We start from the raw sequence: 22642 nt of genomic DNA on the forward strand, positions 1-22642 counted from the left end.
CGCCCTGCTGGTGACCCTGCAGTATGCGCGACGTCTATTGCGCTGCATGCGCGCCTTAACACTTGGTGGCAGCCGGCCTGCGGCAATAGCTGCGGATTCAGAATCCTTGATTGTGCTTATCAGCGCTCGCGCGAATCGATGCTGATCTCGCCGGACGTCTCCAACATGGCCAAGGAGATGTCATGGTGTCGATCACAACCTGCCTTACGCATGGCCACATCCAGATCTTCCGGTGCAACATTGCAGCGCCGCAGCTGTTCCCAGAACACCTTGCCGTTGCGGACCAGCACTATTGGCGCACCTTCCACCCAGCGGTGCAGGCGACGGTTGCGTGCCGTGGCATACCCCACCAGCCAGTTTAGCCCCAGCAGTGTCGCGGCCAGGATGAGCCCGCCCAGCAATGACGTGTCTTCGCCGATCAGCGAATTCTGCACCGCGGTGCCCAGCAGCACGATCACCAGCATGTCGAACGGCGCGGACTGCCCGATGGAGCGCTTGCCGCTGAGCCGGGTGAGCAACAGCACCACGATGTAGACCGCGCTGGCGCGCAGCACGAATTCGAACCAGGGCATTCCCAGATCCAACAGGTCAGTCACGATCATCTCCTGGCATGGTCCTGCACGCAGGCATACCCAAGCGAACGTCCAGGTCTTGTGACCTGCTTGCCTTGGCCGTGTCTACAGCGGGTGCAAGGCCCACTGACCGCTGCACAGGCCCTTGTGCAGAATGCGGTAGGCGTCGCGGTCGAACTGGGCGGGTCCGCGGCGCAGGCGTCGGGCGCCAGCAAGGGTCTTGGTACTGCCGTGATAGAACCACCCATCAACCACATGGAACTGACGCTGGTTCGGGCCCCGCTCCTCGATGGCGACGGGGCCGGCATACGGCCATTGCACGATTTCCAGCAGGGCCAGTGCCTCGGTCAGCCGGCGCTGGTGCTCGCCCAGGCTCTCGCGCCCGCAGCATGCGCCAAGGCACTGGCCCAGCATCGACCGGAAGCAAGGTCGCCCGGCCGGCAGGCGCTCCAGGCCCAACAGCGAATAGCACAGGCGGTTGTCGTCAGCCAGGCGTCGCAGTGCTTCGCGGGCGGAACGCTCACTGGAGTAGACGCCGTACAGCAGCGGCGCCGATGTCAGGTCGACTTCGCCCGAGTGCAGCACGCTCACTTCACCCCGATAAAGGCGCAGGCTGAATTGCCGCGGTACCCGCCGCAGCAGGCGGTTATAGAGCGGTCGATGGGTCTTGACCATCGTGGCTTCCAGCAGCTGTGCGCCCAGATCACCGGCCATCGGCAGATAGCTGATGCGTTCGGATTGCCGCAGCATCGCGGCTTCTTCCTCGGTGCGCAGGTGATCAAGCACACGAGTGCGCAGGTTCACACTCTTGCCGATATACAGGGGCAACCCACCCTCGCGACCATGGAAGGTGTACACGCCTGGCTGGGCAGGGAGGGCACGGGCCTGCTCGCGCAGGTGCTCAGGAAAGACATAGCCGGCGGCGCGGGCAGAACGGCGCGCGGACTGGGCGCTTGAGGGCATGTACGGCGGCAGCGGGAATCGATGAATGCAGCAACCCATGATAGGCACCGGCCAGACCGGCGCCAATGCAGGGTCAGACAGCGCGCTGAATGCTTCACGTTGATGCGCCGCGCACCCGGTCTGCACGGCGTGCGCTGCCCGGCAACCTCACTCTGTAGAGCCCCAATCGAAGGAGCCACGAGATGTCCGGTGCCAACAACGCCGCGCTGGGCCGTACCCGATGGGCCATTGCCGAAGGCTATATCCCCGGTTGGAGCAATGGCCCGGAACCCGAACTGCAGAGCCACGAAACCTGCTGCATCCTCAATACCGGCAGTACCGATGCACAGATCAGCCTGATGCTGTACTTCGAGGACCGCGAGCCGCAGGGCCCCTACCTCTTCACCGTGCCGGCCCAGCGCACCTGCCACAAGCGCTTCAACGATCTGCAGGACCCCGCGTCTGTCCCGCGTGGCGTGGGCTTTTCCTGTGTGATCGATTCGGATGTGCCGGTGGTGGTGCAGCACACACGCCTGGATTCGCGCCAAGCAGAGAACAGCATCATGACCACGATCGCCTACCCGCTGTAGGGCCGCGCCGTGCACATCACGGCGACACCACCGGGCCGCTGCGTTTACCCACTCAGGCAGACAGTAGCGATTCCCCTTCCGAAGGAGTCGTCCGATGGCTGCCCCCCAGTATCCGAAGCCGCCTTTCAAGGCACAGCAGCAGACTTTCCCTGGCAAGACCGGCAAGATGGACCCGCGCCCGGACCACGGCGAGCAGAGCTACAAGGGCCATCGACAGCTGGAAGGCAAGAAGGCGCTGATCACCGGCGGCGACAGCGGTATTGGCGCTGCCGTGGCTATTGCCTACGCCCGCGAAGGCGCTGATGTGGCCATCGCCTTCCTGGAGAGCGAGAAGGACGATGCGGCGGCGATTGGCAAGCTGATACAGGAAGCCGGCCAGAAGTCGGTACTGATTCCCTGCGACATCAGCGATGAAGCGCAGGCCGAAGACCTGGTGAAGCGCGTGGTGCACGAGCTGGGCGGCCTGGACATCCTGGTGAACAATGCCGCGTACCAGCGCTACTACGAGTCGTTCGATGAGATCACCCTGGACGACTGGCGCAAGACCTTCGATACCAACGTGCACGCGGTATTCAACCTGACCCGCCTGTGCGTGCCGCATCTGCAGGACGGCGGTGCCGTCATCAACACCGCATCTGTGAATTCCAAGAAGCCCACGCCGAACATCCTGCCCTACTCCACCACCAAGGGCGCGGTTGCGAATCTGACCATCGGGTTGGCCGGCCTGCTGGCAGAGAAAGGCATCCGGGTAAACGCGGTGCTGCCGGGCCCGATCTGGACGCCGTTCATTCCTGCCGGCATGGCCGCCGAAGAGGTCGAGCAGTTTGGCAGCCAGACGCCGTTTGGCCGGCCGGGCCAGCCGGCCGAACTGGCATCGGCCTACGTGATGCTGGCCGCCGACAGCGCCAGCTACACCTCCGGCGCGCTGCTGACCATTTCGGGCGGCGCCGTCACGCTCTGACTTTTCTGGACCCCACTCCTTCCTCCCCCCAAGGAATGCCGCAATGACCCGCAATCAGTACGACATGCAGAACCCGCTCACCCAGTTCCCGCAGCCGACCTACCCGGCGCAGGTACAGACACCGCCCGGCACCGTGCACGAACTGAGCCCACAGGCCGACCATGGTGAGAAGAGCTACGTGGGCCTGGGCCGCATGAACGGCCGCAAGGCACTGGTGACCGGCGCAGACTCGGGCATCGGCCGCGCCGTAGCGATTGCCTTCGCCCGCGAGGGTGCCGATGTAGCGCTGAGCTACCTGCCCGAGGAAGAGGCGGACGCCGCCGAGGTGGTCGCGCTGATCGAGGCCGAAGGACGCAAGGCCATTGCCCTGCCCGGCGACCTGCAGGACGAGGCGTTCTGCCGCGATCTGGTGGCCAAGGCCGTGGATGCGCTGGGCGGCCTGGACGTTCTGGCCAACGTTGCCGGCAAGCAGCTGGCGGTGGAGAAGATCGAGGACCTGGACACCGAGCAGTTCGAGGCCACGTTCCGCACCAACGTGCATGCACTGTTCTGGGTGTGCAAGGCGGCCCTGGCGCACCTGCCCGCGGGTGCGACCATCATCAACACGGCCTCCATCCAGGCTTATCAGCCCTCGCCTAATCTGCTGGACTACGCGCCGACCAAGGCGGCCATTGTCAATTTCACCAAATCGTTGGCGCAGCAGGTCGCCGAGCGCGGCATCCGGGTGAACGCCGTAGCCCCGGGCCCGATCTGGACCCCGTTGCAGCCGGCGGGCGGTCAGCCGCCAGAGGCCATTCCAGATTTTGGAGCGCAGACACCACTGAAGCGTGCTGGCCAACCGGTCGAGATGGCGTCGGCCTACGTGCTCCTGGCTACCCAGGAATCGAGCTACATCACCGGCGAGGTGATTGGTGCCACCGGCGGCATGCTGCTTCCGTGAGGTCCGCGCCAGACAGCGGGGTAAGCCCCGCACGTGACGCGCAGGGGCATGCCCCCATCCATGCCTACGCCGCCATTGGCGATGGCCGCTCCACGGCGCTGATTGCACCTGATGGCTGCATCGACTGGTGGTGCGCGCCAAACATGGATTCGCCCCCGCTGTTTGATCGTCTGCTGGACGCCGCGGCCGGCGGGCGCTTTGCGCTGCAGGCTCGGGACATCGTGTCTGTACACCGGCGCTACAGGGCCGACAGCAACGTGCTTGAAACGGAGATCCGCACTTCCACCGGATTCGCCCGTGTTACCGAATCGCTGAACAGCGGTCCGGCCGGGCGCCTGCCGTGGTCCGAGCTGGCCAGGCGGGTGGAAGGGCTGGAAGGCGAGGTGATCTTCGAGCTGCACTACCAGCCGGGCACCCGGGCCGGCACCTGCACGCCATGGATGAGCGACACCCCCAATGGCTGCGTGTACCACGTGGGTCCGGTGATGACGATGCTGCGCTGCCCAGAAGATACCCACATCGAGCTATGTGACGACCGCGCCGTGCAAGGGCAGCTGCGGGTGACGGCGGGCTACCGCGGCATTGTCGCGTTGTTGGCGTCGCAGGACGAGGTGCTGCCCGTTCCGCCATTGGACGATATCGATACCCGCATTGACCGCTCTGATCGCGAATGGCAGCAATGGGTTGCGGACCTGCACTGCGACAGCCGCCAGCGCGGTGAAGTGATCTGCTCGGCGCTGGCGTTGAAGTTCCTGTGGTTCTCACCCACGGGCGCCATCGCCGCTGCGGTGACCGCTTCGCTGCCGGAACGCCTGGGCGGTGACAAGAACTGGGACTATCGATACGCCTGGGTGCGCGACGCCGCCTACATCATCAAGGCCTTCCTGCGCGTGGGCGCCCTGCCCGACGCCAAGGCCGGGTTCAGCTGGTTGATGACCACCATCGGCAGACACCGCCCGGCGCTGCGGCCCTGCTACACCTTGCGCGGCGAAACGGTTGAACAGGAGCGCTACATCGACATCCCCGGCTATCACGGCAGCCAGCCGGTGCGGGTAGGCAACATTGCAACCGACCAATTGCAGACCTGCGTCTACGGCGATGTGATGGAAATGGCCAGCCGCATGATCGATGCCGGCCATATTCTGGACCCGGCCACTGCCCGGCTGTTGTTCGAGCTGGCCGACGAATGCGCCGACCGCTGGATGCGCAAGGACTGCGGGTTCTGGGAGCTGGAGGACCTGCAGCATTACACCATGTCGAAGGTGGAATGCTGGATGGCCCTGCGCCGTGCATGCGAACTGGCCGAACAGGGCCACATCACCCGCGCCCGCCTGCCCCGCTGGCAGCGCGAGCGCGACCGCGTCCTGGACTGGATCGACACGCACTGCTGGCACGAAGAAAAGCAGAGCTATGTAATGCACCCCGGCAGTGACCGACTGGATGCAAGCCTGATGCTGGCATCACGCTTCGGCCTGGCACAGGCGCGGCCAGAGCGGTTCATCGCCACCCGTGAGGCGATGCGCCGCGAACTGAGTGATGCCAGCGGTGATCTACTGTGGCGCTACAGCGGCATGCAGCAGTGCGAAGGCACGTTCATCAGCTGCGCGTTCTGGATGGTGGAGGCCTACGGACTGCTGGGCGAGCACGATGAAGCGCATCGGCTGTTCCATGCCCTGCTGCAGCGGGTTCGCAACGACGTGGGCCTGATGCCCGAGATGTGGGACCCTTTTACCGAGCAAGGGCTGGGAAACACCCCGCAGGGCCTGAGCCATCTGGCCCTGGTGCACGCGGCATTCGCGGTGGATGGGCAGTGAACTTTGCAGGCCTCAGCTGGCCAAGGCCAGCTGGGGCGGTACACCATGGTCCTGCGCAGCAAGGGCCGCCAGATGATCGGCAAATCCGCCGCTGGCGCGCCCGACCAGGCGGGCACTCGTGCTGACCACCGGATCACCGGCCCAGCAGATGGATGCGCCGCTTGCCTGCAGTCGTTTCACCAAGTCCACATCTTCCGAACAACGCTGCGCCGCGAAACCACCGGTCGCCAGGTAAGCCCGCGTGGAAACGCCCATGTTGGCGCCGTGTACCCGGCCGTGCCCCTGGCCCCAGCGCTCTCCGCGCTGGAAGCAGCTGCGGAGCCAGGCTTGCCGGGGCGCCAGATCGCCCAGATCCACCACCCCGCAGAACACCTCAGTGCCCGCTTCGCACTGGGCCACCAGCCAATCGGCCGGCACCTGGCTGTCTGCATCGGTGCTGGCCAGCCACCGGGCGCCCATGCGGATCAAGTCGTCCGCCGCCGCCGCTCGCGCTGCACCCACGCAGCGGGCCTCTACCGGCACCATGCCGACGCCATGGCGCCGGCATATGTCCGCGCTGGCATCCGTGCAGGTATCCAGCGCCACCGTCACCCGTACTGGCTCTCCCCTCAGCCGCGGGTGCGCGGCGGCAATGGACAGCGAGCGCAGGCACGCGTCCAGGCACCCCGCCTCGTTGTGTGCCGGCACCAGCACCCCGATCATCTCAGGCCCTCTTCGCTGGCCAGTGACAGTGGCGCGCGGGTCCAGCCCTGCAGCACGAAATCGCTGTCCCGGTAGCAGAAGGCTTCCTGCAGCCCGTGCCCCAGCCGCTCGTGCACGAGTGCGGTGCGGCTGGCACGGCCATTGAAGGAGGGCAACCAGTGGCAAGCCACCAGCAGTCCGTCATCCTTCAATGCCGCGTGTACCCCGTCGCGCAGCTCCACCAGCGCGTCCGGCCCGAGGTAGTAGCCCATCTCGCTGCAGACGATCAGGTCAAAGCGGCCGGCCGGCCACTGTTGCGGATGCTGCGCGCAATGCACCTGCACGTGCGGAAGATGGGCCAGACTGCGGCGCGCCTGGAACGTCGCCCGCGGGCTGATATCGGTTGCCAGCAGGCGCTCGCAGCGGCCGGCCAATGCTTCGGTAAGCACCCCGTTGGAACAGCCCAGTTCCCAGCCGCGCTGGAAGCTGCGGCGCGTCAGGCTGGCCATCAGCACGCCGCGCTTGCGCTCCTCGTACCACCGGCTGCGGTAGCCGAAGGGATCATCGATGGCGTGCACTTCGTCGAAGTACGGCTGGGCACTCATGCGAAATAAACCTCCTGGGTACGATGGAAACGGTCGAGCACGTACGCGGGCAGGATGGGCTCGGCCTGCAGCCGGGGCACATCGCCGGTCTGTGTACGGAAACGGGTAATGGCCTGCCGCTTGTGGGCGGCCACCGGGGAAATGTCGAGCAGGCGCGGCGACTCCCATGCCATGTGCGCGCAGCCCGGGTCCAGCCAGTGCCAACCCCAGACGGGGTACTCAAGCAGGCGGCAGCCAACGTCACGCGCGGCCCTCCACGCGGCGCGTCCGGCAGCTTCGTGGTCGGGATGGCCATCAAACCGCCAGGGCGCCAGCAGCAGATCGTCTTCGCGCAGGCACTGCCACAGCCAGTCTTCCAAACCGCTTTCGTGATCGGTCACGCCGCCATCGGCGATGCCTAGATGCACGATGGACTCTGCAGCAATGGACAGCTCGGACAAGGCATCGCGCAGCTCCTCGCGCCGGGCCTGCCGCAGGCGCGGCGGCGTCCACCACTGCTCACCGGGGTAGCACGCCTCGCCGTCGGTCACCGCAACCACCTGCACCGGCATGCCCATGCGGGCGACGGCGCACATCAGACCACCGCAGGCCAACACCTCGTCATCGGGATGCGGTGCAACCACTACAATCCGCCCTACCCCGGCACAGAGCTCGGCCGCGGTCGCTGTGGGTTGCTGCCACAGCCAGTCACAGCGGTCCCATGCGCTCGCTTCGGAACCGCGCCCGTTGATGATGGCTACAGCGCCCATGGTTTCACCTGAGCCGCGCACTGCTGTCCCAGCCATTCCCAATCCTTGTCCGCGTGGCTTTGCCGCAGGAATACGCTCAGATCGGCCCAGCGGCGCGCGTGCGCGTCCTCCATGCACATGGGTGCTGGTCCCAGTGCGCGGCCGGCAAGGTCCAGGATCTGGGTGGCCGCGCGTTCCACCACGCTGCGCGCACGCACGACCTGCACGCGGTGCGTCAGCTGCGGCGCCAAGTCGATCGCGGTGGCCAACTCGCGCAGCAGCGCGGCGGCCGGTGCCAGAGCGAGGTCAGCCTTGCCCAGCAGACGCGCGCGCAGGCCTTCGCTGCAGGCATGTTGCATGCGATCTGCAAGCGCGGTGGCCGCGCCGAACCACACGGCCGCAATTCCCGCGCCGCCATGCCAGAACCCGGGACGATCCAGATAGGCATTCAGTGGGCCGACTGCCTCGGCCTGGGCATCGTCGAAACGCACCGTGGTGGACGGTACGCCGACCATGCCGGGGGCGGGCCACGGCTCACCCTCCAGTGCATGCCACTGCGATGCATCCACCCGATAGAGCTGCACCCCTGTCTCGTCGCGGACGGTTACCAGCGCGACATCGACCAATTCGCTGCCAGAACACCACGGCTTGTCGCCGCGCAGCCTGCCGCTTGCATCTGCGCGCAGGGTGCAGGCGGGTCCCTCTGCGGCCCATACCGCCAGCAACTGGCCGTCCGACGGCGCTGCGCCGAGTTCGTGCAGGATCGCCACGGCGTCATGATGGGCTTCAAGCACCTTCGCCAGACACAGGTCTTCATGCCCAAGGGCAGCCAGCTCGCGCCAACGCTCCAGCGTGCGGCCCTGGCCAGGCAATGGCAGTGCATTGACCTGCAGCAGTCGCTGCCGGGCCAGATTCGAAAGCGGTGACGGCAGCACGGTAGCGAGCATTCGCAGTTATGTGTGGAGGCGGGCCTTCAAAGTAAGTCGCGCGAAGTCACACGGCCGTCTTGCGGATGTCGCTGGCACATGAACGGACGGTGGCAGCATCATCACAAGCCCTGCGCCCAACGACTCGTCACGCTGCCTGTACCATTCATGATTGACGCTGTGAGGAAGTGTTCAACAGGTCTTCACATGTCCCGCAGCGACCTACCCGTGTCTTCGCCCGACTCCCTCGCTTATCGCCTGCTGCAGGACAGCGACTGGGCGCACGGCGGGCTTGCAGAGGCGGCACCGGACGAATTGCGCACGGTGTTGACGATGATCCTGGATTGCCCGGAGCCACTGTGGATTTCGTGGGGGCCGGACAACCTCTTCTACTTCAACGACGCGTTCTCGCCCTGGATGGGCAACAAGCTGGTCGGCGCAATGGCCACGCCGGTGAGAATTGTCTGGCACGACGTGTGGGATGAGCTGGGTGGAGCCATCGCCGATGCGATGGCCGGCACCCACCGCAGCTTCCGCAACCTGCGCGTCTTCATGGACCGCGATGGCACGCGTCGCGAAACCTTCTGGACCTTCTCGTATTCCCCCATCCGCGTGGCCGATGGCAGCGTGGGCGGCATTCTGTGCGTGGTCAGTGACCAGACCGAGTTCGTGTCCGAGCGCAACGAGCATTCGCGGCAGGTCGAATCCATCAGTGAAGAGGCAAGGCAGGCCCATGCTGAGCTGGTGAGGGCACGCGAGCAGCTGCGGCAATCGCAGAAGCTGGAAGCCATTGGCCAGCTGACCGGCGGCGTGGCGCACGATTTCAACAATCTTCTGCAGGTCATCACCGGCTCGGTGGACATGCTCCGCTATGGCGAACCCCGGGACGAGCAGCAGCGCCGGCACATCGAAGCCATCGGCGCGGCAGCAGACCGGGCGACCAGCTTGGTCTCGCACCTGCTGTCTTTCTCGCGCAGGCAGACGCTGTCACCGGAAGTGTTCGATCTGGGCAAGGGGGTGGAAGGACTGGCCGACATCATCCGCACCCTGCTCGGCAGCCGGGTGGCATTGCAGCTGGACCTGCCCGACGATCCGCTGCACGTGCTGCTGGACAAGACCCAGCTGGATACGGCACTGATCAATCTGGCGGTGAACGCACGCGATGCCATCGGAAAGAACGGCACGGTGCGCATCTGCGTACGCAGGGTCGACACCATGCCGTCGGTACGGTTCGCGCCACCACTGAGGGGCGCCTTTGCGGCGGTTTCGGTGAGCGATGACGGCTGCGGCATCGAAGATTCGGTCTTGAGCCAGGTATTCGATCCGTTCTTCACGACCAAGGGTGTGGGTGAAGGCACTGGGTTGGGACTCAGCCAAGTGTTCGGCTTCGTGAAGCAGTCCGAAGGCGAGGTGGATGTCACCAGCACCGTGGGCGAAGGCAGCACGTTCGTCTTGTACCTGCCGCTGACCGACCAGGAGCCCGTTTCAATGGAAGGCTCATCCCTGCATGCACTGCAGGAAGCGAAGGGCCTGAACGTGCTGGTGGTGGAAGACAACGTGGATGTTGCGGCATTCGCGGTTTCGGCGCTGCGGGAACTGGGCTGCGGCGTGCAGCTGGCGCGCAACGGCGCGGAGGCGCTGGCCGACCTGGAGCAGAATCATGCGCGCTACAACGTGGTCTTTTCGGACGTGGTAATGCCAGGCATTACGGGCTTGGAACTGGCCAGGACAGTGCGGGCCACCTATCCCGGGCTGCACGTAGTCCTGACCAGCGGTTACAGCGAACTGCTGGCGCGGGAGACCGACCATGGGTTCGTAGTGCTGCGCAAGCCTTATACCTTGGGTGGTCTGGCCGAGGCGATCAAACCGCCGGTGGGTGCGGGAGAGGCGGTGGTGGAATTGGGAAGCGACGACCGTGTGTGGCGCACGGTGAGTTGAATCACGAGGGCGGCGAAACATTGCTGCCGGCAAGCGCACGGTTGTATAAATGGGCGCCGATCCGGCGTATGCAGATTCACCCCTCAGATGCCGATAGGCTATGCGCTGGTCGTCATCTTTCCCGTGCTTGCGGCGGTGTTCCGCATTTGGGCCAGTGCGAATGTGGATGGGAGCGCCCGGATCTCCGCGTGGGACTGCGCCTTAGATCAATTCAAGGGCGGGGCCCTTTTCTTAGCGGTGGGTCCGCTGGTGGGCACGTTGGCTGCCTTTCTCGCCATCTCACTGAAAGCGGGCACCGTGCTTAACCCCTTGGCAGTGCTGTTCCTGTTGTTGTTTGCCGACCCAATGGGTGCCATTCCTGCGATGGCGACCGGCGCCATTGTGGGTGCGCTGAAGCCTTGGCTGTGGGGGTGGCGCGCCTTGGCGTTGAGCAGCGCGATAGGTGCGCTGCTTTCATCGCTGCCGTCACTTGCTGCAGGCAATTCGCGTGGGTTGAGCGAGGCTGCATTGTTCGCCGCCTGCGGCGCCGTTGCTGGATTGGCATGTGCGCGCCTGTTTTTTGGAGCGCCTGGCGAGGCAAGCGATTGATAGGGGCCCTGGACGACTTCAGTCGAGCAAGCTCGACTCTACGGGTGGGGCTGGTGGATGCGTGCTCGCACGGCTTGGATCAGCTCGGCCAGGTTGTCGTAGCGCGGCACGCCATAGCGGTCGCCGGTGATGTCCAGGTTGCCCTTGCGCCAGAACCCTTCCGGCGCGGCAACCAACAGCTTGCCGGAACGCGCGTACAGCCCGAACTCCAGCAAGGTGATCGGGCTCTGCGTGCCCGGGGCGAAGTACATCAACACGATGTCCGCCATTTCCAGCGCGGCCAGTTCCCACTGCACCTGTTGGCGGAAGTTCGCGTCGCTGGCGCTGGGCTTCCATGCCGGATTCCAGTCTTCCCGCCGCGGGTTGAGCATCACCACGCCGTCATCTGCCAGCGCCTGCTGCACCTGTGCCTGCCAATCGCCGGCCTTGCCCATCTCGATGCTGCCGGCCAGGAACACGGTCACGCGGCCATCCGACGGCGGGACCGGCGCGGGTGAGGTCACTGTCTGCGAGGGCGACGCCCAGCAGGTCATGGGCACGATGAGGGACAGCAGAAGGGCAAGTCGATATTTCATGAGTACGCGGTACGAACAAGCAGGCGGCATTGTTGCATCTATCGATGACAGCGGAACCCGATCGGGCGCCCTGCCCCATCCTCTGCTGCATCGAAATTGCCGGCTATTCGCTACCAGGCCCGCACACGGCCAGCCCGACCTTGACGCGCTCCAGCACCGGAAGGCTTCGATAGCTTTCCACCAGCGCGTTGTCTGCAAATAGCCGCTCGGCGAGGCGACCGTAGGCTTCCAGATCTCGCAACAGCGCGATGAGGATCAGCCCGCCGTTGCAGGTGACGTGGTAGCACTGCTGAATCTCGGGCACGGCCAGGAAAGCGTCCTTGACGGTGCGCACCACGCTGGACTGGTCGCTGACCAGGTGCACTTCTACCACGACGGTGACCAATGCCCCGACGGCGCGCGGGTCAACCACCGCGATGTTCCTCTCGATCACGCCGGATTTCATCAGCGCCGCGACCCTGCGCTGTATCGCAGCGGGCGACAGGCTCACCCGCTCCGCGATCACGCGCTGCGGCGTCAGGTTGTCCTGCTGCAGAATCTGAAGAATGGCAAGGTCGAACTTGTCCACGTCGCACGCTCGTGTAGTGGATCTGGCAGAGTAATTTACTCGTGCTGCCTGGTGAAATGTGCGAAACCACCCGCAGGGGCACGGCTAGCATGGCTTCCCATGAAGAACGACCTTGCCCAGGCTGCGGCGGCCGCCGGAATCGGTGCCATCGCCCTCTCACTTGTCAGCCAGAATGTCGGGGCGGCCTACGCGAAGCACCTGTTCGGCGTCATTGGCGTGGAGGGCACCATCGCCCTGCGCATTGGCCTGTCGGCGGTGGTGCTCGTGGTCTTGCAGCGCGCCTGGCGCCATCGGCCAGGTCGCCGCCAGTTCGGTGCAGTAGTGATGTACGGCCTGATGCTGGGGCCATGAATACCCTGATCTATCAGGCGTTCGCGCGAATTCCCATGGGCGTGGCGGTGGGGATCGAAGTTCTGGGCCCGTTGGCCGTCGGCGCCCTGGCGGGCCGCCGGCTGACGGATCTGCTGTGGTCGCTGCTGGCGCTGGGCGCACTGTTTCTGCTGTTGCCACTCGGCCAGGCCGCGGAGGGCGCGTTGGATCCGATTGGCGTACTGTGCGCGATCGGCGCGGCCGTTGCCTGGGGGCTGTACATCCTCGCGGGCAAGCGCGCTTCGCACCTGCAGGGCGTGAACACGGTCGCCTGGGGCATGGTGGCGGCGTCGATGCTGGCCGTCCCTGTTGCCATCACCAGCGGCGATACCCGCTTCGCTTCCCCGGCCTTCCTCATTCCGGGGCTTGCCGTGGCCTGCCTGTCGGGCGTGCTGCCGTACGCGCTGGAAATGTGGGCGATGCGGCGGCTTTCTGTGTCGGTGCTTGGGGTGGTGCTGTCGGCGGCCCCGGCCGTTTCGGCGGTGGTGGGCTGGTTGCTGCTGGGGCAGCGCCTGAGTGCGGTTCAAGGGGGGGCGTTGGCGCTGATCGTGGTTGCCATGGCGGGGCATGCACTTTCGGGGGCGCGCCGAGGCAGGGCGCGGGTTGCGGCGGCAGAGTGATTACGATCGGACGGTTCGGTCGAGCAAGCTCGACTCTACTGTGTTTTCGCTGGACTATCTGGTACTCGGAGACGGGACTCCAAGCGTAGGATGCCGATGAAGATTCTCTGGAACGTGCTGATAATCGCGCTGGCGGTATCGCTGTCCGGCTGCATGGAAGTGGTGAGCGCTGAATACTCCGACCGCGATGCGGCCATGAACAGAAACGCCATCGGCGAAGCGAAGTGGCTGCCCACGTGGTTGCCTGCAGATGCGGTCAACATCCGCGAGACCCACGACATCGACACGAATGCGTCGTGGCTGGTCTTCCGCCTGCGCTCTGGCGCACTTGTGTTGCCCGAAAATTGCAGAAGAACGGCACAGCCGGAAATGCCCGGCAAGCAGGTAATGCGCCGGTTCCCAATGTTCGCCCGCGATGCCTGGTCGTGCGCATCGGCTTCCAACGGCACGTTCTACCTATGCACCGAGGGCGCGACGACCCATTGGGTCACGCACGATAGGGAAATGGATCTTGTCTACAGCGCAACAGTGTTCTGACAGGCTCGCCTGCTACACATCCGTTGCCCTTGTCTCACTGCTCCCGACAGCGAAGCCATTCGCCCTTGGCAGTGCGTAGCTGCTCCCAGCCATTGCTGAGGCGGCGCATGGCCGTGCCACTGAAGCAGGCTGCCCCTACCCGCTTGGACTCGGCTGTTCCATAGGCCGGCAGGCGGACGACTTCACTGGATGGCGTAGGCAGCCCTTGGCGCCGGGCCTCGCCCTGTACGTAACCGCGCTCGATGTCTGCGCAGTACAGCCGCATGCGCGGGTCGATGAACTGATCGCATTTCATCGGCTCGGCACCGGGGTTGTGTGCCTTCGGAACGGATGGCGTGTGCTTCGGCGCGGGCTGGGGCCCGGTGGCAGAGCGCATCTGCTGGGCGTGTGCGCACGGTGCCAGCGTTATCAGTGCGATGAGGAAACCGATTCTTGCGTCCATGCCAGCCCCCTGGTGTGTGGGAGGATGGTAGCGGATCGAGGGTTTAGTCGAGCAAGCTCGACTCTACGGCGCCTGCGTCTGCCCCCCCTCCCCCTTGCCCCCACCGCCCCTTGGCCCCATGCTGGGGCCAGCCCAAGACGCCATGTCGTACAGGGGGCCGTACTTGAGCCTGATTCGAGCAACCGCCCGCCGCCGCGCTGTTACCGAGGCCATCGTGATTGCCGCGCTGGCCGCCGCCGCCCTGCTGGCCGGGGCGCAGGCCGTGCTCTATTCAGAAGACAACGCCACGTCCGAACGGATCGCCCATGCGGTACTGGGGCGCTCGGAGACTATTACCCGCGTGCGGCGGGATGTGATGGATGAGGCGCTGCGGGTACCGGGCGTGCCCTGCTCCGCCGACGAGTTGGATCGTTTCAAGGCCCTTACCTTCCACTCCAGTTTCATTGCCGATCTGGGGAGGCTTGATGACGGGCGTTTGACCTGCTCGGCCACCTGGGGAGATCTGGCCGCACGTCCGCTGCCGCCGCCGACGTTCCATCTGGGTAGCTCGCAGGTCTGGCTGAGCGACGATCTGGCAGGAACCCAATATGAGGGCACAACGCTGATTGCCCGCGACGGCATTTTCAGTGTCTCGTCCACCTCGGCATTCGACGGCATAGATGGGTTGGCCACCAGTACCAGCACGCTCAGCATCGTCGCGGGCAATCGAAGCTACACCATCAGAAAGCTGCAATCGGGTGCCGGGGCCGCCGCGCAGGCCGCCACCGTGCACAGCCGCACCTGTAGCACGCAGAACACCGTCTGCGTGGTGGTGGAAACCCCGCGCCGGTCCGTTGCCGGGCTGCCTGGCTGGGTGCTGGCGCTGATGCTGTGCCTGAGTGCGATCGCCGGTGCGGTCGGCGCCTACGTTCTGGCGCGCCGGCGAAACGCACAGCATGGCTCGATCCACGCGCGGCTGGACCAGGCCATCAAACAGGGCGAGATAAAGCTGGTCTATCAGCCGCTCTGCCGTATACGCGATCAGCAACTGGTCGGATTCGAAGCCCTGAGCCGCTGGCATCCGGACGCCGGCGAGGACATTCCCCCTTCGGTGTTCGTGCCCATTGCACGGCAGTTCAACCTGACGCCGCTGCTGTTCCGCCACGTACTGGCCCGGGCGCTGCAGGAGCTCGGGCCTTCGCTGCGCCGCCACCCGCACCTTTATGTGAGTGTGAACGCAGAACCCCATGATCTGGCCCAGCCCAATGTAGTGCGATATCTCGATGCGTTACTGCACGAGGCAGGCCTGCGCCCCTCACAGATACGCATTGAGGTGACCGAACGGGAGCAACTGTGCGCGGTAGGCAAGGCCAACATCGGCGAGCTGGAGGCCATGGGTTACAAGTTGCTGATCGATGACTTCGGCACCGGCAGCGCGAACTTCTCGCACCTTGCCGAATCGCCGTTCCAGGGCGTGAAGATCGACCGGATGTTCGTGACCGCCATTACCGAAGATTCACCGCTGCGCTCGGTGCTGCCGGGGATGTACCAGATTGCCCGCAACCTGGGGATGGATGTGATCATCGAGGGCATTGAAACGCCACAGCAGGCCAGTCTGCTGCGTGAACTGGCCGCCGATGCCGTAGGCCAGGGTTGGCACTACGGTTATCCCTTGCCGACGGCCGACGCTGTGGAAATGCTTGAGTGATGGCGCTCACTTCGTGATGGGCGTCTGACACGCCCGCTGCAGCCACGAACTAAGATGGGATTTCCAAAAGGAGAATCCCCCCGCATGATGCAACTGGGCATTCGCAGCATCGCATTTTCATTCGCCGCGGCGGCTGCAACGCTGGCACTGTCGGCCTGCAGCGCAGGCGATGGATCGGCGGCGCTGGCTGAAGATCTGCGCGATCAGCTGGACGGATCGAAGGTCTGCGCGATGCTGATTGCCCCGCAATGGCCCATCGAACAAAGCGCGGAACTGCTGGCGCGCCCGGAGGTTGACGCCTTGATCGCCGCCGATCTGGTGCACCGCGAGGCGATTGAGGATCGCGCCAACCCGACCCCTCGCGCGCGGGTTTCCGTTACTGAAGCGGGCAAGCCGTTTCTTCGGCTGGATGGCATGGGAAACAGCAGCTCGGTCGTACCGTATCTCTGTTTTGGCGAGCGGCAGGTCACCGCCATTGACCGCGGCGAAGATGGCGTGGTGCGCTATCGTTACCGCATCGTGGATGCCCCGGTCTGGACCGAGCGACCTGACATGCGCGCGGCGTTCCCCTTCCTTGCACGCCTGATTGACCAGGAGCAGCAGGCCGAAGTTGGCGCCGTGCTGGAGAATGGCCACTGGCGGGTTGCACTTGGCGTGGCGCAGGCAACGGCTGCCGAACTGGGCAACACGGGCTTCTTCCCGTGCCCATACCCCGATGCCTCCCCTGACCAGGATCCCTGCCGCTGAATGTCCAAAGGAGTTGTGACATGAAACCTGCGCTTATCATCGCCCTGCTGGGGCTGGCCTTCACCGCGAGCGCCGCCAACCCCGGCGCTCCGGAAGCCGGTTGGTCAAAGGACCCGGCAAGCGGCTGCCAGTTCCTGCCGCCTCGTTCCCTTCCCTCGGGCCCCACCTACTGGATCGGCGTCTGCCCTGACGGCAAGGCCGACGGCCTGGGCGTGCTGCGCCGCCGCGATGGTGCGGAGGCTGGCGAGGTTTTCTATGGTGAATTGAAGGACGGCGTGCCGGTGATCGGAGTGATCGACACCGCCCGCGGCAATCAAGGCGGGCTGATCGCCGGGCGCTGGAAGGACGGTGACCTGGCGACCCGCGAGGACAGCGCCTGGCAGGACAACGCGGACGCCTTCACCGCAGCCAGTAAGGCAGCGCAGGCCGCGAGCGCGGTGTTCAAGGCGCAGAAGAATGAGGCATCGGCCCGCTACTACGCGCAGCAGGCGAAGATGCTGGACGAGCAGATGGACCGTTGAACCGCCCGGACATGGAACAGACCGCAATGGAATGGAAATTCGACCAGGCGCCAAACGTGGCGTGCATTACCAGCCAGGCCGTGCTGGATGGCAGCCCGGTACTGGTGGTGACCCACTACGGTGATGACCACTCATGGGCCTTCCTGGACGGCGCGGGGGCTGACCCCGCGCAGGCACGCGTGGTTTCGATGGGATCCATCGTGCGGCTGCACCCGGACGTGGAAGCTGTTGCGGACCTGCTGCCGGGGATGAACGCGGTACGCTCTGCAGCAGGCGCCGCATGGCACAGGGAAGCACACGCGTAATACAAGGGATACGGATATGGCCGAGAAGAACTACTGGTTTACCCCGAAGCGCTATGGCTGGGGCTGGGGCTGGCCCTGCGCGTGGCAAGGCTGGGTGGTCTACGGCGCGGCCTTCGTACTGCTGGTGGCGGGTCCGTTCCTGTTTTCGCCCTTCAGTCGACCCCTGGCATTCATGCTGTACACGTGGGCCGTCTCGCTGGTACTGGTGCTGGTGTGCTGGCTGAAAGGTGCGCCGCCTGGATGGCGGTGGGGGAAGTAGGCATCGCACACATGACTGCTCTCTGGTCGCGCCGCCGCGTAGTTATGCTGCTGCTCGTAGCCCTGCCCTGCTGCGGCGCGCCTATTGGTTTGGCGGCCGAGCCGGCCCTGTCCGCTGGGCCTATTACCCACCCCATCAACGGCGACCCAGATGCGCCGTTGGTCAGCCTCGGCCGCAACGGGGTACTGCGCTATGCCCTGTACGCCGAACGTGGTGCGAAGCAGCCTCGCAACATCGTGCCGGACTTCTCCCGCGCAGGTTATCAAGGTGGCGGCGTGGCCCTGCCCGAGCGCGGCAGTATTCCCGTGCTGCAGACGCTCGAGCCCGCAGCGGAGGGCGATGACTATCCGCGCATCCAGGCGGCCATTGATGCAGTCGCCACGCAAGCCGCAGACAACCGCGGCCTCCGCGGTGCGGTGCTGCTGCGGCGCGGACACTACCGCCTCAGTCGGACGTTGACCCTTCGCACCAGCGGCGTGGTGCTGCGCGGGGAAGGCCGGGGCGCCGACGGCACGGTCCTGCGCTCTGACGTTCGAGAGCGGCAAGGAAAGATCATCGACGTGGGTGACAGCGAGCCCAAGGTCCCCCGCCCTGCCCAGGATGAACGCCGCACAGCGATCACCATGGATTATGTACCTGTTGGGGCGATGCGTATCACGGTGAAATCCACGGCCGGCTATCGCGTGGGAGACACCGTGGCCATCGCCCGTGAGCCCAACGAGCGTTGGCTGGGCCCTGAAGGCATCGACACCGCCCGCTACCGATGGACGGCCAGTGACTACAGCGTGTACAGCGAACGGGTTGTCACCGCTCTGGACCACGACACAATCACCCTGGATGCCCCGATCGTGGATGCCATCGAGGCGCGCTTCGGGGGTGGCCACGTCTATCGCACGCACCCCGACCGCATCGCCCAGGTCGGTATCGAAGACCTGCGACTGGAAGGCAACCCGGCAACCGATACAGAGAACGGCACGCCAGACATCGGCCCATTTACCGCTGTGCGCTTGGGCGGAGTGCACGATTCATGGGTTCGCGATGTGACCGTGCGCTATGTCTCGCACGGCTTCGTTACACGCAACGGTGCACATTTCAACACACTGCAGGACATCGCCTACCTGGATCCCCGCTTCGGTGAAACCCAGGGTGCACGCCGCTATGTTTTTCTGTACGAAGGCAACGCGGCATTCAACCTGACCCAGCGTTGCTACAACCGCGGCGGCCGGCATACATTCGTCATCGGCGCACGCACATCGGGCCCCAACGTGTTTCTGGATTGCCTGGCCACCGATGACAGCAATGACAGCGGTCCGCACCATCGTTGGTCTACCGGCGTGCTGTACGACAACACCAAGGGCTACATGCTGCGCGCGCAGAATCGCCGATACAGCGGCAGCGGGCATGGCTGGGCGGGCGCACAGCAGATGTTCTGGAACACCGAGCACGATATCTACGTGGTACAGGCACCGCCGTTCGCAATGAACTGGAGCGTGGCACAGATGGGTGCGATCGCGCCCGGCAAGTTCCCGCCCGAAGAACCTGCGGGCATCGTGCAGTCCATGGGACAGGTGGTGGCGCCGCGCAGCCTGTACCTGCAGCAGTTGCGTGACCGGTTGGGTGTGCAGGCGGTGATCAATGTGACTACGGCGCAGCAGCGTGCCGGGCGCATCTGGGACCGTCTTGCGGCGCGGGGTGGCGAGTGACCCTTGTCGACCTGTTGACCTCTGAGGACTACCGCGACTATGTACGAGCTCTGGCTGCGAATCTGCCGAGCCAACCTTTCGATCTCGATGCGCCTGCAGAACCTGTCATTGTCAGCCTGCATGAAACGTGGCTCGGGCACGCCGGTACCACAGCCACTGCGTTGCGGGATCTGATGGGTGCCGAGCGCTTGCAGACGTTCCAGTACATCGGGCAGAAACTCGCGGCATTCACTGAGCCCGATGGCGGCCCGGACAATATCGTCAACGAGCCGGCCAATCTGCATACGCCGATCGGTCACCTGATCGAGTATCTAATCCATCGTCGCAACGCTGCCGACCTGCCTGGCTACCTGAAGAAGATCAGGGTGCCGCAGGCGCGGGCCTACGCAGCAACGACGGCGCGGATGTTCCGAGCCGCAAGCGATTCCGGCGCCTGATCCTACCTACCGTTTGTGAAGTTGGCCCAGGTCGATGTCCCTGGCGTCGGATCGCCGGCTACTGATCTGTACCGACTTCGATTCGAACATTGTTCCGTCCGGGCATTGGACGGTGAAGTGGTACTGCTTGGGCTCCGGCCCGGCAACAACCATCATGGGAACCGAGAAGCGACTGCTGACCGGTTTCGATGCAATGGCTACGTCAGATGCGCCCAGTATGGTCAATTCGCATGGTCGGCCGTCGTCCGCTGCATGAGCCGCTGGCAGATGCCCAGAAACGCGTACGATCAGATCGCCTCCGAATGTTGCGCATCCGGACTGCGATAATAGGAACACACATACGGCCAGGGTACGCATCGCGGTTGCCATGGCGTCAGTCGAGCAAGCTCGACGCTACGGGTTCATGGTGCAACGAGGCTTCCAGCAGGTTCACGTAGGTGTCCAGGCGGGCGCGCTGGATGATCAGCATCCAGCCGATGATGTACAGCAGCACCATGGTGAAGATCAGGATGCCGCCTGGCCAGCCCACGTCGAACACGCCTTGCCAGCCATTAGCCTTCCAGCTCCGGTACTGTACGTAGAGCGCAATCAGCAGCGGAAACGGGCCCAGCCTCTGCAGGCCGCCATAGAGCAGGCCCATGCGCTCGCCCATGCTGGCGCGGAGCACGCTGACGAAACGCAGGCGTTGTTCGCGCTCATGCCGCGGAAAGCGCTGGAGCTCGGCGACAGCGGCCTGCCAATGCCCGAACTCATTATCCATTTCCTTGGCGTGCGAGAGTCTGGGCTGGATGTACTGCCGGTATTCCCTGCGCGCCATCAGTACACCGCTGATGACAAAGCCACCGACCTCCACCGCCAGGCACGCCAGCAGCAACGGCAGCAGTACGTTGGCAGGCACCCAGCGGTCCAGCAGCAGCCCGGTGGTCAGCCCCAACAGTGCGGCACCCGCACCCACCCTCACCGACCAGCGCTCAACAGCGCCCGGCTTGGGGTAGATGCTCTGACCCGTCAGCCCCTGCACGCGGCGGTAGAGTGCGTGGAAGGTCAGGCCTTCATCGGGCGCGTGCGCAGGAGCTGGTGTGGCGTCCAGATACTGGGTGTCCATTGCATCGCCCATGCTGTGCTCCTTGCTTGAAGCTGCATGCTAGCGCAGGTGGGTGTGCGGGTGGTTCCGTCGAGCAAGCTCGACGCTACAGACGATGCACGGCCTCGAACACCGGGGTCTGGCCTTCGGTCAGCTCAATGATGCGCCGGCTGACCTGCGGCTGCTCCACCAGCGCCAGCAGCGCGGCGGCCACGTCCTCACGCGGGATATCGCCATAGGCAATGGCCAACCCCGCATGCACCCGTCCCGTGCCGGGTGCATCAGTGAGCGTGCCGGGGCGCAGGATCACCCAGTCCAAACTGCTGCTGGCCAGGTGCACATCCGCCGCCTTCTTCACCGCCATGTAGTTTTCGAACGTATCCGACAGGTGCTTGCCGCGACCGGCTTCGGGGAACGCCGACACCAGCAGGAAGCGCGGGACCTGTGCCAGGGTTGCGGCGGCCACGGCCAGTTCCAGGCCGCGCCCGTCGATGGCATCGGTCATGGCCGTGCCGCCCTTGCCGCCTGCGCCGGCGGTGAACACCACCACGTCACTGCCCTGCATCAATGTGGCCAGCGCATCGGCCCGCAGCTGCAGCAGGTCGCCTTGCACGGGCTGTGCGCCCAAGGCAGACAGCTCGGGCGTCTGTTGGGCGGAACGATGCATGGCCACCACGCGGTGCCCGCGCGCCGCCGCCTGCTGCAACAGTGCACGGCCGACTTTTCCGGCCGCGCCAATCACGAATATCCGGCTCATTGAAGGTTCTCTGCGAAGGAAACGCCACGTAGTGTGCAATGCCAGAATGAAACCAGGCGTGATCGCCGCTATGCTGGGCTCTGCCCCATCCATCACCGACAAGGAAGCGCGAGTGAAAAAGTACCATCGCCATATGCCGCTGTTTGCATTGATGATTGCTGGTCTGTTGCCGGCCGCAGCGCAGGCATCCGCCCGCTGCGAAGTGATTGCCGATTCCATGGCTCGCCATCCTGCAGCGGTGGCCGAACTGAAATATCCCGCCACTGCCCTTGCACCCGCCCACGAGGCGAAGCTGCGCGTGCAGGTGGCCGCCGATGGCACACCCAAGGAAGTGGAAGTTGAGAGCCCGCACGATGCCGAGCCGGTGCGCCGTAGCGCACAACAGTGGCGTTACCGCTGCGAAGGCAACCAGGGCGGCACCGCCGAATGGGCGGTTTCCTATGCAGCCCAGCACTGCAAGGTGGACCTGACCAGCAAGGCGCACAATCCTCCCCGCTATCCGCCTGCCGCATTCCGCGACAACGTGCAGGGCACCGTGCTGTTGGCGCTGCAACCGCAGGGCGATGGCAAGACCGCGCGCCTGGCCTACGTGACCCAGAGCAGCGGTTCACCGCTGTTGGACGATGCAGCGCTGGCGGCAGGCAAGCGCTGGACGTTTGCCTGCGGCGCAGGATTCGATGCCTCTGAACCGGCGCAGGAAGTACCGATCCGCTTCGTGCTGAACTGACGGCAGGTTCGCGACGTGG

Annotated in this window: 28 protein-coding genes; 17 read left to right on the plus strand and 11 right to left on the minus strand. The window is 65.0% G+C overall.

The features are described from left to right. Positions 1 to 119: 119 nt before the first annotated feature. Together C1933_RS10080 and cho are read right to left on the minus strand one after the other, a co-directional pair. Positions 120 to 596, minus strand: coding sequence for a YetF domain-containing protein (locus tag C1933_RS10080; RefSeq protein WP_108754805.1), 477 nt, complete (start codon positions 594 to 596; stop codon positions 120 to 122). 81 nt (positions 597 to 677) lie between these two features. Beyond that, positions 678 to 1535, minus strand: coding sequence for an excinuclease Cho (gene cho, locus C1933_RS10085; protein WP_108753133.1), 858 nt, complete (start codon positions 1533 to 1535; stop codon positions 678 to 680). A 182-nt stretch (positions 1536 to 1717) separates the two neighbouring features. On the opposite strand from cho, the gene C1933_RS10090 reads away from it, so the two are divergent. From C1933_RS10090 to C1933_RS10105, 4 genes are all read left to right on the plus strand, one after another. Continuing rightward, the gene (locus C1933_RS10090; protein WP_108753134.1) at positions 1718 to 2104 is read left to right on the plus strand and encodes a sensory rhodopsin transducer; all 387 of its coding nucleotides are present in this window, start codon (positions 1718 to 1720) and stop codon (positions 2102 to 2104) included. Between the two features lie 94 nt (positions 2105 to 2198). Continuing rightward, positions 2199 to 3065 carry an SDR family oxidoreductase gene (locus C1933_RS10095; RefSeq protein ID WP_108753135.1) on the plus strand — a complete coding sequence of 289 codons (867 nt, stop codon included), beginning with the start codon at positions 2199 to 2201 and terminating at the stop codon, positions 3063 to 3065. A gap of 43 nt (positions 3066 to 3108) precedes the next feature. After that, positions 3109 to 4005, plus strand: a complete 897-nt coding sequence (locus C1933_RS10100) for an SDR family oxidoreductase (protein WP_108753136.1) — start codon at positions 3109 to 3111, stop codon at positions 4003 to 4005. After that, positions 4002 to 5819: a glycoside hydrolase family 15 protein gene (locus C1933_RS10105; RefSeq protein ID WP_108753137.1), complete on the plus strand. Its 1818-nt coding sequence runs from the start codon at positions 4002 to 4004 to the stop codon at positions 5817 to 5819. The genes C1933_RS10100 and C1933_RS10105 overlap by 4 nt, the downstream gene beginning before the upstream one ends. Before the next feature lie 12 nt (positions 5820 to 5831). Here the strand turns inward: C1933_RS10105 and C1933_RS10110 are convergent, their stop codons facing one another. Genes C1933_RS10110 through C1933_RS10125 form a run of 4 tightly spaced genes read right to left on the minus strand, consistent with a single transcriptional unit; the run spans position 5832 to position 8780 of the window. Then, complete coding sequence (locus C1933_RS10110; protein ID WP_108753138.1) at positions 5832 to 6521, minus strand: glycosyltransferase family 2 protein; 690 nt, start codon at positions 6519 to 6521, stop codon at positions 5832 to 5834. Next, complete coding sequence (locus C1933_RS10115; RefSeq protein ID WP_108753139.1) at positions 6518 to 7105, minus strand: SAM-dependent methyltransferase; 588 nt, start codon at positions 7103 to 7105, stop codon at positions 6518 to 6520. The genes C1933_RS10110 and C1933_RS10115 overlap by 4 nt, the downstream gene beginning before the upstream one ends. Beyond that, on the minus strand, positions 7102 to 7854 hold the full coding sequence (locus C1933_RS10120; RefSeq protein ID WP_108753140.1) for a PIG-L family deacetylase: 753 nt from the start codon (positions 7852 to 7854) through the stop codon (positions 7102 to 7104). Before C1933_RS10120 ends, C1933_RS10115 begins: the two co-directional genes overlap by 4 nt. Then, on the minus strand, positions 7842 to 8780 hold the full coding sequence (locus C1933_RS10125) for an acyl-CoA/acyl-ACP dehydrogenase (RefSeq protein WP_108753141.1): 939 nt from the start codon (positions 8778 to 8780) through the stop codon (positions 7842 to 7844). Before C1933_RS10125 ends, C1933_RS10120 begins: the two co-directional genes overlap by 13 nt. A 186-nt stretch (positions 8781 to 8966) precedes the next feature. On the opposite strand from C1933_RS10125, the gene C1933_RS10130 reads away from it, so the two are divergent. Beyond that, the gene (locus C1933_RS10130) at positions 8967 to 10697 is read left to right on the plus strand and encodes a PAS domain-containing sensor histidine kinase (protein WP_108753142.1); all 1731 of its coding nucleotides are present in this window, start codon (positions 8967 to 8969) and stop codon (positions 10695 to 10697) included. Positions 10698 to 10784: 87 nt separating this feature from the next. Continuing rightward, entirely contained in the window at positions 10785 to 11285 is a 501-nt protein-coding gene (locus C1933_RS10135; RefSeq protein WP_108753143.1) for a hypothetical protein, read from the plus strand. A 38-nt stretch (positions 11286 to 11323) separates the two neighbouring features. On the opposite strand, the gene C1933_RS10140 is transcribed toward C1933_RS10135, so the two are convergent. Together C1933_RS10140 and C1933_RS10145 are read right to left on the minus strand one after the other, a co-directional pair. Beyond that, on the minus strand, positions 11324 to 11749 hold the full coding sequence (locus C1933_RS10140; RefSeq protein WP_199911429.1) for a nucleoside 2-deoxyribosyltransferase domain-containing protein: 426 nt from the start codon (positions 11747 to 11749) through the stop codon (positions 11324 to 11326). A 214-nt stretch (positions 11750 to 11963) separates the two neighbouring features. Next, positions 11964 to 12428, minus strand: coding sequence for an Lrp/AsnC family transcriptional regulator (locus C1933_RS10145; protein WP_108753145.1), 465 nt, complete (start codon positions 12426 to 12428; stop codon positions 11964 to 11966). 99 nt (positions 12429 to 12527) lie between these two features. Between C1933_RS10145 and C1933_RS20230 the strand changes: the two genes are divergently transcribed. The 3 genes from C1933_RS20230 (at position 12528) to C1933_RS10155 (ending at position 13954) form a co-directional block, all read left to right on the plus strand. Beyond that, a complete protein-coding gene (locus tag C1933_RS20230) occupies positions 12528 to 12779 on the plus strand; it encodes a hypothetical protein (RefSeq protein ID WP_199911430.1) in 252 nt (83 codons plus the stop codon). Further along, on the plus strand, positions 12776 to 13417 hold the full coding sequence (locus C1933_RS10150) for an EamA family transporter (protein WP_199911431.1): 642 nt from the start codon (positions 12776 to 12778) through the stop codon (positions 13415 to 13417). Before C1933_RS20230 ends, C1933_RS10150 begins: the two co-directional genes overlap by 4 nt. Before the next feature lie 96 nt (positions 13418 to 13513). Next, positions 13514 to 13954: a hypothetical protein gene (locus tag C1933_RS10155; RefSeq protein ID WP_108753146.1), complete on the plus strand. Its 441-nt coding sequence runs from the start codon at positions 13514 to 13516 to the stop codon at positions 13952 to 13954. Positions 13955 to 13988: 34 nt separating this feature from the next. On the opposite strand, the gene C1933_RS20365 is transcribed toward C1933_RS10155, so the two are convergent. After that, a complete protein-coding gene (locus tag C1933_RS20365) occupies positions 13989 to 14396 on the minus strand; it encodes a hypothetical protein (RefSeq protein WP_234414705.1) in 408 nt (135 codons plus the stop codon). A gap of 163 nt (positions 14397 to 14559) precedes the next feature. On the opposite strand from C1933_RS20365, the gene C1933_RS10165 reads away from it, so the two are divergent. The 7 genes from C1933_RS10165 to C1933_RS20235 all read left to right on the plus strand — a co-directional run bounded on the left by C1933_RS10165 (position 14560) and on the right by C1933_RS20235 (position 20055). Beyond that, positions 14560 to 16083: an EAL domain-containing protein gene (locus tag C1933_RS10165; RefSeq protein ID WP_159093965.1), complete on the plus strand. Its 1524-nt coding sequence runs from the start codon at positions 14560 to 14562 to the stop codon at positions 16081 to 16083. Between the two features lie 84 nt (positions 16084 to 16167). After that, complete coding sequence (locus tag C1933_RS10170) at positions 16168 to 16830, plus strand: hypothetical protein (RefSeq protein WP_108753148.1); 663 nt, start codon at positions 16168 to 16170, stop codon at positions 16828 to 16830. Between the two features lie 20 nt (positions 16831 to 16850). After that, entirely contained in the window at positions 16851 to 17351 is a 501-nt protein-coding gene (locus C1933_RS10175) for a hypothetical protein (protein ID WP_108753149.1), read from the plus strand. Then, positions 17348 to 17656, plus strand: coding sequence for a hypothetical protein (locus C1933_RS10180; protein WP_159093966.1), 309 nt, complete (start codon positions 17348 to 17350; stop codon positions 17654 to 17656). Before C1933_RS10175 ends, C1933_RS10180 begins: the two co-directional genes overlap by 4 nt. Positions 17657 to 17672: 16 nt before the next feature. Beyond that, positions 17673 to 17915, plus strand: a complete 243-nt coding sequence (locus tag C1933_RS10185) for a hypothetical protein (RefSeq protein ID WP_108753151.1) — start codon at positions 17673 to 17675, stop codon at positions 17913 to 17915. 11 nt (positions 17916 to 17926) lie between these two features. Next, a complete protein-coding gene (locus C1933_RS10190) occupies positions 17927 to 19618 on the plus strand; it encodes a hypothetical protein (protein ID WP_159093967.1) in 1692 nt (563 codons plus the stop codon). Beyond that, on the plus strand, positions 19615 to 20055 hold the full coding sequence (locus tag C1933_RS20235) for a hypothetical protein (RefSeq protein WP_199911432.1): 441 nt from the start codon (positions 19615 to 19617) through the stop codon (positions 20053 to 20055). Before C1933_RS10190 ends, C1933_RS20235 begins: the two co-directional genes overlap by 4 nt. Positions 20056 to 20428: 373 nt before the next feature. On the opposite strand, the gene C1933_RS10200 is transcribed toward C1933_RS20235, so the two are convergent. Next, positions 20429 to 21172 (minus strand): hypothetical protein, encoded by a 744-nt coding sequence (locus tag C1933_RS10200; protein WP_234414706.1) that lies wholly within the window; start codon positions 21170 to 21172, stop codon positions 20429 to 20431. A gap of 73 nt (positions 21173 to 21245) precedes the next feature. Beyond that, positions 21246 to 21896 carry an NAD(P)-binding oxidoreductase gene (locus C1933_RS10205; protein WP_108753153.1) on the minus strand — a complete coding sequence of 217 codons (651 nt, stop codon included), beginning with the start codon at positions 21894 to 21896 and terminating at the stop codon, positions 21246 to 21248. On the opposite strand from C1933_RS10205, the gene C1933_RS20370 reads away from it, so the two are divergent. Continuing rightward, the gene (locus C1933_RS20370) at positions 21805 to 22623 is read left to right on the plus strand and encodes an energy transducer TonB (RefSeq protein ID WP_108754808.1); all 819 of its coding nucleotides are present in this window, start codon (positions 21805 to 21807) and stop codon (positions 22621 to 22623) included. The two genes, C1933_RS10205 and C1933_RS20370, sit on opposite strands and share 92 nt — an antisense overlap. Positions 22624 to 22642: the final 19 nt, after the last annotated feature.

Origin of the sequence: Stenotrophomonas sp. ZAC14D2_NAIMI4_6 (genome assembly GCF_003086875.1) — a bacterium.
Classification (GTDB): domain Bacteria; phylum Pseudomonadota; class Gammaproteobacteria; order Xanthomonadales; family Xanthomonadaceae; genus Stenotrophomonas.